Below are 7,874 nucleotides of genomic sequence, written 5' to 3'. Positions count from 1 at the left end.
GGTTTTCTGCAATCAATGCATCACGTCTTGCCATCTTGAACATCATCCTGGCGCACTTGATGTGATGATTGGTGCTCGTGGAAGACAGGGTGGAAGCGAGTGCCTTTCTGTAGCCGATTAAATCACCTCGGGTGACCAATGAGATCTCCTGGTCTGCTCGCTCTCCGAGGAAATCCAGAAACTTCGTGGTGGATGCCCCGTAGAAGTGCATGGTCGCAGGCTTCGTTTCGTCCTTCTTTTCTGCCAGCCAGTTGTCCACATGCTCCCGGACTGTCACAGACTTCAACTCCTCTCCAGTGATCTCTCGGTGCAGATCCTGCAGAACACTACGCACTTGGCCAAAGGTCCGACGCTTTCGGGCTGCCTCCTCAAACTGCTCAGCCAGCTTCTCGGCCTTCCTGCGGTTCGTCTCTTTCGTGGAGCGCTTTTTTCGCCTCCCATCAAGGTCCGTGAAGCACGCCGTCCAGTAGGGCGAGTTGGGGTGTTTCCAGACAGAGGCCATAACAGAATAAAAGTAAGAACGAGAGTAAGAACATCCTACCTTGTTTCGGGATGTCCACCGAAATTCGAAAATCGCGTTCTTCCTTGTAAATGAATGGTTTCAGACGTTCCGAAACATCCCCAAACAACCCCTTGGTGAAGCGCGGGTTCAATTCCCGCCCTCGCCTCCACTTGGAAAATCAAGGGTTCCAGCGCCAAATGGCGAAAAGTAAGAACCTGTTCGGCCACGGTTTAACGAGGGCACTGGTGGTTTGATGGGGGAACACAAGCACACCATCCGTCGGCGCTTTCAAAGGTGGCTTGATGGTGCGGATGTTCCGCGAGGTGACCTGCTCCAACGCACTCTGAGTTGCCTCAAGACTGCCAACCTCTCTCAGGCACATTTCAGCAGTGGCCGGGCCTTTTTTATCCTTGGGAAAGGTGGCATCATGAAAACCCCGCTTGCAGCGTGCCGCATCGCCGCTGACTGACTCCACCCTTTAAAGACACATGGCCCGCAAGATCACCCGCGAAGACCTCGGCTGGAATGACCATTTCGCCGATGCCTTCGCGCCGTATGCGAAGCTCGGCTGGAAACCTGCCCGTCTGCTGCGGGACAATAAGATCAGCTACGGCTGCCTCGTCTTCGATGAAAAGGACTTCGATGAGCTGGACTGCATTCTCGGGGGGAAGGTCTATCACGATGCTGCGAACGATGCCGATCTGCCCGCCGTGGGTGACTGGGTGGCGCTCGAAGTCACGAGTGAGAATGCCGTCATCCGTGCCCGTCTGCCACGCCAGACCTGCTTCTCCCGCAAAGCGCCCGGCACCAGCAGCGAGGAGCAGGTGCTCGTGGCGAATGTCGATGTCGTCATGGTCATCACCGAGCCTGGGGCGGACTTCAGCCTGCGGAGGATGGAGCGCTACTTCGCCATCATCCAGCGCAGCGGCGCGCAGGCCGTCGTTGTGCTGAACAAGTCAGATCTCTTCACCAAGGTCGAATGTGCTCAGGCCGCCTCGGAGATCCGCGAATTGAACCCCGACGCTTCCGTCCACATCACCAGCGTGCTGGAAGGGCAGGGGATGAAAGTCCTGCGCAGCTACCTGAAAAAAGGCGTCACCGTCGCGCTCATCGGCTCCAGCGGCGTCGGCAAATCGGCCATGATCAATGAGATCCTCGGCGACGAATGGCAATGGGTGGGCGACGTGAACGAAGTCACTGGCAAAGGCCGCCACACCACTTCCGCACGCGAGCTCATCGTCCTGCCACGCGGCGGCATCCTCGTGGATAATCCCGGCATCAAAGAGGTGCAGATGTGGACCGACGAAGCCACGCTGCGCGAGTCATTCACAGACATCGAAGAGCTGGCGGCGCAGTGCCGCTACCACGACTGCAAGCATGGCAAAGACGCCGGTTGCGCCCTCCGCGCCGCCATCGCTGAGGAGAAGCTCGATCCCGCCCGCCTCGAAGGATTCCTCAGTCTCGAAGACGAGATCGCCCTGCTCAGGAAGCGTCAGAAAAAGCGCCAGATGACCGTCGAGCGCATCCACAAACGCGACCACAAGATCAAGGCCCGCAACCGCGAGGATCGCCTCGACATCGAGCGTGATCTGAAACCTCGGTCTTGAGGTGTCAGCCCGTACTCCCGAAGTCTCACACGACGAGGGCTTCGATCTGGCCGCCGTAGCGTTGGCAGAGAGTGTGGGTTTCCTCGGGGGTGAGGATCATGAAAGCCGTGGACAGGGCGTCTGAAAGCGCCGCAGAGGGCGCGAGGGCGTAGCTCCGCTGGGGCTGCACGGGGACGGGCTGGAGCGTGCGCGGGTCCATGAGGTGCGCTCCCTGCACTTGGAAGCCGCTGCCGCTGAGGGCGCGGTCGCGCAGGGAGAGGGCCTGGGTGCCATCGGCGAGCGTGATGTCCCAGGCTTCGCGACCGGGGGGCGGGCTGAGGGCGAGCAGGGTGCTGTCTCCGGCATTGAGAAAGGCGCGGGTGATGCTCCAGGACTGGAGGATCTCGGCGGCCTGATCGAGCGCATAGCCTTTGCCCACGGCTCCGAGATCGAAGACCATGTGGTCGGCGTGGACGGTGACGAGCAGCTCGGCTTCATTGAGCTCGAAGTGCTGGGTGCCGATGCTCTGGCGGGCGAGTTCCAGCTTCTCAGGATCGGGCATGCGGAGGCTGCCATCGTCATTGCGCCAGAGCTGCATGAGGGGGCCGATGGTGATGTCAAAGGCACCACGGGTCTCCTGCCACACGGTCTTGGCCAGACTGAGGCAGTCCCAGGTGGCGAGGGAGACGGGCAGGCTCTGGCCGGAGGTGAGCTGGTTCAGCCGCCAGATGTCGCTGCCAGTGCGGAAGCGGCTCAGCTCGTCTTCGAGTCGGTCGATCTCTTTAAAGACGGCCTCGGCGGCCTGGGAGGCATAGTCGGCGTCGATGTCTTCCTGGGCGATGATGACCTCGAAGCTGGTGGCCATGGCATCATGGCTGAAGCGAAACATCGGGGGCTCGCCGCTCATGGGGGATCAGGGCTGGGTGCCTGGGAGGGGCATGGGCATCCCTGGCAGGACGGGTAAACCGGGGCCGCTGGGGGTGAGGGTGGGCGCGGCATTGAGAGTGCCGGCAGGCGGGGCGACGGGGGCTGTGGACTCGGGGGCCGGTGCGGCTGGCGGGATGACCGGAGCCACTGGCTGGGGCTCGGGGGCTTTCTCCTTCTGAACGAGCAGGGTGAGGTAAACGCCGGGCCGCAGGCCGTAAGGGCCGCTTTCGGTGTAGCTGGCGGCGCGGTCGCCGAGGGCGAGCTTCACCTGCGGGAGCTGTTCGGCCTCGACGATGATCACGGGGGAGGTGAGCTGGGCGGGGACTGCCATCTGATAGCCGACCTTGGTGAGGGTGCGCCAGTACCAGGGCAGGGGCCAGCCGGAGTCGCGGTTGATGACCTGGGCGCTGAAGCTTTCGCCCCGGTCAGCGGCGATGGTCTTCACTTCATTGACGAGGCGGAGCAGATCGGTCGTGGTGTGGGAGTAGGCGTAGGGGTTGCGCTGGTCGGCGCGGTACTCATCGTTGACGAATTTGGTCTGCCAGCAGGAGAACCAAAGGCCGCTGCTGATGGCGACCGTGAAGAGCAGGTGGCTGATGCGCCCGGTGAAGATTGTCCAGAGCCAGCCAGCGCCTGCGCCAGCCAGGAGGGTGAGGCTGTGCTGCGCGCTGAGGATGCACCAGGGCGTCTTGTAGCTGAGCAGGGAATACACGCCGATCAGGGCGAGTGTATACACAGAGAGGAAGACGAGCAGGGCCTGTCGGGCGGTGTTTTTAAACTCACCGACGAGAGCGTAAACCATGCCGATGAGACCGAGCACCACGATCATCGCCTCACTCCAGACCAGGCCGTCTTTATGATAAACGAGGAGGGTGAGGTAGTAGTGCCAGGGTTTCTCGTGGCCGCTGCCTTCGCTGCGCTCAAAGTAGTGGCCGAAGGTGAAGAAGCTGTCCTGCACGGCCTGCCAGTCGCGGAAGCCGCCGGAGTAGGAGGCCACGGAGACGAGCAGGGCGGGGGCCAGCACCCACAGCCAGGGGGCGGAGACGCCTTTCTTCGAGCGGGAGGAGCTCAGGCTGAGGCTGTTGCTCTTCCGAGGCTGGAAGTCGCCGATCATGATGCGGGCGACGATCCACCCGGCCAGGGCGGCCCCGACATTGATGATGAAAGTCTCCTTGGTCGCATGGGCGAAGCCGAGGGCCATGCCGCCGAGGATGAGCCAGAGCCGCCCGCCGTTCTGGGAGAATCGCCAGAAGCAGCCCAGGGTCAGCATGACGAGCAGGGTGAGCTGCATCTCCATGATGAAGTAGCGGCTGTAATAAACCATCATCGGCGAGACGGCGGTCATCAGCATCGCGAGCACAGTGCCCAGCCGCCCGAGAGGACCGGCGAAGAGCAGCGCACTCAGCATCACGCCAAAGCCGGTCAGGGCCACGACGAGGCGGAGATCGCCATCCGTCCAGGTGGAGGGATCTCCCCAGGCGGTGAATTTGCCCCAACTGGCGGTCACCTGATGCAGCGCAGGGCCGTGGTAGTCCTTCGGGTCGTATTCGAAGTGCCCATCCTGCCAGTAATCCGCCAGCTTCATGCCTAGGATGGCCTCATCGGCATGCATCGGTCGGCGATCCAGGGCGGGCAAACGGTAGAAAAAACCCAGTCCCACGGCCAGAAAGGCGAGGAACAGAAAGGAGAAGATGGAGATGCTGACCTCTTTACGTAGAGCCATAGGGGGGCGCGCATGATGGCGGCATCTCGCCGGAGCGCAAGCGGGGGAGTGGGGGCGGCTGGCCGCAGTTTGGCAGAGAAGAGCCTTGATTCGAGGCGCTGGCATTTTTCACTGACCCCATGCCCCCCGCCACCACCCGCTTTGCCCCCAGTCCCACCGGCTGGCTGCACCTGGGTCATGCCTACGCGGCTCTCTTTGCCGCTGAAAAGGCGGACGGTGGGCGCTTCCTCGTCCGGCTGGAGGACATCGACTCCACCCGCGCCCGCCCCGAGTACGAGGCGGGGATCTTTGAAGATCTGGCCTGGCTCGGGCTGACTTGGGAGTTGCCCGTGATCCGGCAGTCGGAGCATGTCGAGGTGTATCGCGCCGGGCTCGCGGAGCTGGATCGGCTGGGGCTGCTGTATCCCTGCTTCTGCACGCGGAAGGAGATCCAGCACGAGATCGCCCAGGCCGGAAACGCACCGCATGGCCCCGACGGCCCGCTTTACCCCGGCACCTGCCGGACCCGCAGCGCCGGGGAAAGGCAGGACCGCATCGCCCGAGGCGATGCCTACGCGCTGCGGCTGGATGTGGCGCGGGCGATGAGCCTCGTCGGCAAAGAACTGCACTGGGAAGATCGCGCTCACGGGCACTTCATCGCCACGCCGGGCATCTTTGGGGATGTGGTGCTCGCGCGCAAAGACACGCCAGCCAGCTACCACCTCGCCGTGGTGCTCGATGACGCACGTCAGGGCATCACACTCGTGACGCGGGGCGAGGATCTGCTGCCCGCCACGCATCTCCATCGTCTGCTCATCGAGCTGCTGCATCTCCCCATGCCCGCCTGGGAACACCACCGCCTCATTCTCGATGATCAAGGCCGCCGCCTCGCCAAGCGCGACGACGCCAGATCCCTCCGCGCCCTCCGCGAACAAGGCTGGACCTCCGAGCAGGTGCGGCACGAAGTCGAGTGAGGGGACGAAATGAGCCCTGTCCGCCTATCTCTCTGTTTGCTAGCTCCAGGCTTTCAGTTCATAATCAGCCCATGTCAGTCGCCCAAGTCACCCAGGAGATCGCCCAGATGACGGAGGATGAGCAGTTCTATGTGGCTGCATTCCTTCAGCACCTCGTCGATGAGCGTGATCCGAATCACGCCGCCGCGATGGCTGCGGCAAACCGTCGGATGGACGAAGGGCAGAAGGTTTCGTTTGAGGAACTCGTCGAGAGACATGAAACCCTGGAACGGCAGGGAAAATAAGTCATGACCTCGTCGCCCAAGCTCGTGCTGGATGGTGAGGCTGTTGACACATTGCTGGTGCTGCCGCCAGCGGCGAGGCGGCGGATTTTATCGGTCCTTGAGCAGCTTCGCCACGAGCGCCCACGAACCACCGAGGACTTCTCTGAAACCGATCTGGCAGGCAGGCATATCAGCGTGAAGGCCGTGCGTCCTGTTTTGATTCGCTACTGGTTGGATGCTGCGGTCGATGAATTTCGAGTCACTCGCATTACCGTGGTGAAGCCTTGGAATCGGTAGGTGCGGCACGAAGTAGAACGAGTTTAAAACTCGTACGCTGGTGCCGCGAGATTCAATCTCGCGGTTCCGGCGAGTTTCAAACTCACCGCACCAGCCCACGACTTGCAAAGTCGTTTGATGTCACTCCCCAGGCATCGGCTCAGTCGGCCAGGTCTCCAGCCAGGGCAGACCATACGCATTGAGGTCAGCCATGAAGGGATCGGGATTGAGCTGCTCCACATTCCAGACGCCGGGCTGGCGATACTCCGTGTTCGTGAGGAGCTGCTTCGCCGCGATCATCGCGGGCACGCCGGTGGTGTAGCTCACGCCCTGGCTGTTGGTTTCCTTGTAGCAGTCTTCGTGGTCCTTGATGTTGTACACGTAGTAGCGCTTCGGCTGGCCGTCCTTGCCCGTGCCTTCGATCCAGTTGCCAATGCAGGTCTTGCCTTTGGTGTCCGCACCCAGCGTGCCGGGCTCGGGCAGCAGGGTCTTCAAAAACTCAATCGGGATGATGGCATTGCCCTGATGCATCACCGGGTCGATCCGTGTCATGCCCACGTTCACCAGCACTTCCATGTGCTTGATGTAGTTGTCGCCAAAGGTCATCCAGAAGCGCGCGCGGCGCATGGGGATGTGCTTCGTCAAAGACTCCAGCTCCTCGTGGTAGAGGCAATAGATGTTCTTCGGGCCGATGCCATCCGGGAAGGGGAAGCTGCGCTTGATGGCGAGCGGCTTCGTCTCCACCCAGGCCCCGTTCTCCCAGTAGCGACCATTCGCCGTCACTTCGCGGAGATTGATCTCGGGATTGAAGTTCGTGGCGAAGGCCTTGCCGTGGTCGCCCGCGTTGCAGTCGATGATGTCGAGGGTGTCGATCGTGCTGAAGTGATGCTTCAACGCATAGGCCGTGTACACATTCGTCACGCCTGGATCAAAGCCGCAGCCCAGCAGCGCCGTCAGACCAGCCGCCTTGAACTTCTCCTGATACGCCCACTGCCAGTGGTACTCAAACTTCGCCACATCGCGGGGCTCGTAGTTCGCCGTGTCGATGTAATGCACCCCGGCCTCCAGGCAGGCGTCCATGATCGTCAGATCCTGATAAGGCAGCGCCACATTGATCACCACCTCCGGCTGGTAGCTTTGCAGCAGGGCCACCAGCTCCGGCACATTGTCCGCATCCACGGACGCCGTCTGGATCGGGCGCTTCAGCTCCGCCGCGATGCCATCGCACTTCGACTTCGTGCGGCTGGCCAGCATGATCTCACCGAAGACCTCGGGAAGCTGGGCGCATTTATGAGTGACGACGCGGCCGACGCCGCCGGCTCCGATGATGAGGACTCTGTGTGACATGATGGGGAAAGGGGAGGGACGAATGAACGAATGACGCAAGCAACCCCCTGAACGGGGGAGCGCGACTCTAGGCGGCAGGGGGCGAATGCAACGCTCAAATGGACTTGTCACCGAGTTGTTTCACGGCCGGTGCGCCGGAAAACGACTTTTCAAGTCCCCGTCGCCCGACTTGGCAAGTCGTCAGCTGGTGTGGCGAGATTCCATCTCGCCTGTCTCCCAGGGCTTCGCGCATCATCATGAAAAGAGGCTTTTTGCTACAGGATTCACAAGAGGATCAAGATGAACAGGTCTGAAAAA

8 protein-coding genes are annotated in these 7,874 nt (G+C 61.7%); 4 read left to right on the top strand and 4 right to left on the bottom strand.

Annotated elements, in window-relative coordinates; genetic code table 11:
* A partial coding sequence (locus tag AC6FTP_RS24270; RefSeq protein ID WP_497209492.1) for a hypothetical protein occupies window positions 1-259 on the bottom strand: 259 nt, incomplete at its 3' end.
* A gap of 731 nt (window positions 260-990) precedes the next feature.
* Between AC6FTP_RS24270 and rsgA the strand changes: the two genes are divergently transcribed.
* Entirely contained in the window at window positions 991-2,109 is a 1,119-nt protein-coding gene (gene rsgA / locus AC6FTP_RS24265) for a ribosome small subunit-dependent GTPase A (RefSeq protein ID WP_497209491.1), read from the top strand.
* Between the two features lie 25 nt (window positions 2,110-2,134).
* Here rsgA and AC6FTP_RS24260 read toward each other — a convergent pair whose 3' ends face one another.
* Together AC6FTP_RS24260 and AC6FTP_RS24255 are read right to left on the bottom strand one after the other, a co-directional pair.
* The gene (locus AC6FTP_RS24260; RefSeq protein WP_497209490.1) at window positions 2,135-2,995 is read right to left on the bottom strand and encodes an FAD:protein FMN transferase; all 861 of its coding nucleotides are present in this window, start codon (window positions 2,993-2,995) and stop codon (window positions 2,135-2,137) included.
* Between the two features lie 6 nt (window positions 2,996-3,001).
* Entirely contained in the window at window positions 3,002-4,738 is a 1,737-nt protein-coding gene (locus AC6FTP_RS24255) for a flippase activity-associated protein Agl23 (protein ID WP_497209489.1), read from the bottom strand.
* A gap of 119 nt (window positions 4,739-4,857) precedes the next feature.
* Between AC6FTP_RS24255 and gluQRS the strand changes: the two genes are divergently transcribed.
* The 3 genes from gluQRS (at window position 4,858) to AC6FTP_RS24240 (ending at window position 6,251) form a co-directional block, all read left to right on the top strand.
* Window positions 4,858-5,691: a tRNA glutamyl-Q(34) synthetase GluQRS gene (gene gluQRS, locus AC6FTP_RS24250; protein WP_497209488.1), complete on the top strand. Its 834-nt coding sequence runs from the start codon at window positions 4,858-4,860 to the stop codon at window positions 5,689-5,691.
* 71 nt (window positions 5,692-5,762) lie between these two features.
* Window positions 5,763-5,975, top strand: a complete 213-nt coding sequence (locus AC6FTP_RS24245; RefSeq protein ID WP_497209487.1) for a hypothetical protein — start codon at window positions 5,763-5,765, stop codon at window positions 5,973-5,975.
* A 3-nt stretch (window positions 5,976-5,978) separates the two neighbouring features.
* Window positions 5,979-6,251: a hypothetical protein gene (locus AC6FTP_RS24240; protein ID WP_497209486.1), complete on the top strand. Its 273-nt coding sequence runs from the start codon at window positions 5,979-5,981 to the stop codon at window positions 6,249-6,251.
* Window positions 6,252-6,371: 120 nt separating this feature from the next.
* Here AC6FTP_RS24240 and AC6FTP_RS24235 read toward each other — a convergent pair whose 3' ends face one another.
* Window positions 6,372-7,577 carry a saccharopine dehydrogenase family protein gene (locus AC6FTP_RS24235; protein ID WP_497209485.1) on the bottom strand — a complete coding sequence of 402 codons (1,206 nt, stop codon included), beginning with the start codon at window positions 7,575-7,577 and terminating at the stop codon, window positions 6,372-6,374.
* Window positions 7,578-7,874 lie beyond the last annotated feature (297 nt).

The organism is Prosthecobacter sp., assembly GCF_044378005.1.
Classification (GTDB): domain Bacteria; phylum Verrucomicrobiota; class Verrucomicrobiia; order Verrucomicrobiales; family Verrucomicrobiaceae; genus Prosthecobacter.
This window is presented reverse-complemented; position numbering and strand designations above follow the sequence as displayed.